This is a genomic window from Allostigmatella hybrida (assembly GCF_020103775.1).
GTDB classification, from domain to species: domain Bacteria; phylum Myxococcota; class Myxococcia; order Myxococcales; family Myxococcaceae; genus Hyalangium; species Hyalangium aurantiaca.
Genome location: NZ_JAHXBH010000075.1, coordinates 1 through 1,307 on the forward strand (window position 1 = coordinate 1; position 1,307 = coordinate 1,307).

The 1,307-nt window shown below is 61.0% G+C and carries 1 protein-coding gene; it reads right to left on the bottom strand.

Annotated elements, in window-relative coordinates:
• Window positions 1-234: 234 nt before the first annotated feature.
• Window positions 235-1,029, bottom strand: coding sequence for an abortive infection family protein (locus KY661_RS37080; RefSeq protein WP_225414680.1), 795 nt, complete (start codon window positions 1,027-1,029; stop codon window positions 235-237).
• Window positions 1,030-1,307: the final 278 nt, after the last annotated feature.

Consider the following 1,307-nt stretch of genomic DNA (forward strand, 5'->3'; position numbering starts at 1 on the left):
TCCCCACTCTCCATGCCCGGACGGCTCTTTGACTCGCTCGTCCGGGGACTACCCCCTCCATCACCTTGAAAGGGGTGAGTCTAAGCCCCCGGACATAGATGTTGATCACCTACGCTACAGCCCCTGATGGATGCGGCGCAGGGCGAATTGCAGCAGCGCCGCGCCGCAGGTGTACAGCATTCATGGCCGGGGGCTTAGTGGCCTTCAGCCACCGCCGCAGGCCGTCCCAATAGCCTACTTGCGGTGGGGCGTAGCTGTGGACAACGCCTCCCTGCCCTGAGCTTTGGGACTGGATTCTTTCCGAGCCTCGTAGGTCTCCGCCAAGAACATTGCTAGCGAGCCGGCCAAGTTGACGGCGAGTCGCGAGTGTCGCCCCGCTGGCCGCGAGATCTTGCGTCCGAGCCCATGCGCGTCACCATGCTCGTTGCGGAGGTTGGCCAAGCCGCTCACCACGGACGTGCAGCCTCCAAGGATTGTTTTGAAGGTGTTCTCAGTGTGCTGGGCGGGCGCGAGGTTTAACGCCTTGGCAACCGCGTGGTAGAGGGTCGGAAGGTCTGGCTTGGTGGGAACCTCTGCCCCAAGGTCTTCTAAGATGTGCTTTGCCACTGCCTCCAGCAGGGCTCTGGCTGCCGTAATCGCTCCTTCTGGATCCTCGGCCGCACGTTGTACCGCTTTGTTCCATACGCCAAGGACGTAGTCAGAGCCGAGGTTCGCAAGCCTTGACGCGGCGAGATCGACCACGGGTGCGTTGTCTCGCTCAAGGGCGGTGTATGCAGGATCCAGCGCGTCCGTGATGAAGGCGCGCCGCTCCGCCCATGTTCGGCCCTGCTCGGAGATGAATGGCCAGAAGTCCGAGGGAAAGCGGTACTTCTTGAGCCACGGAGGGAGGATTGGTGCAAGTTTCGACTTGAGGAGACGCTCTCGAGTTTCGACATACGTCTTCTCATCGCAGCGGTTGTCCGTAGCCTTTGCAATAAGTTGGACGCGCATGTTGTCCAGTTCGTTCTTGAGCCACTCGTCATGTTCCACTGAGTCCTCCGCAGGTACCCGATTTGCGGAGTGTACCGCAGCTAGCACGCAGCGCGCGCTATGGTGTATATGGAGCCCCTTGGGCCGACCGTGATTTCCTAAACCAGTTGGTTCGCGAGAGCGAATGTGCCAGCCTGCGGTGACTTGCATCAACGGTGCAGCAAGCGTGAGCTGGGCTGGTTCGACATGGGATGTCTGCCGCCTAGCCCGGATCGATCACCGGGGGAGGGATCACCGGGTGGGGACCCACCGATAACTGAAGAGTTCTCAGGCACTTC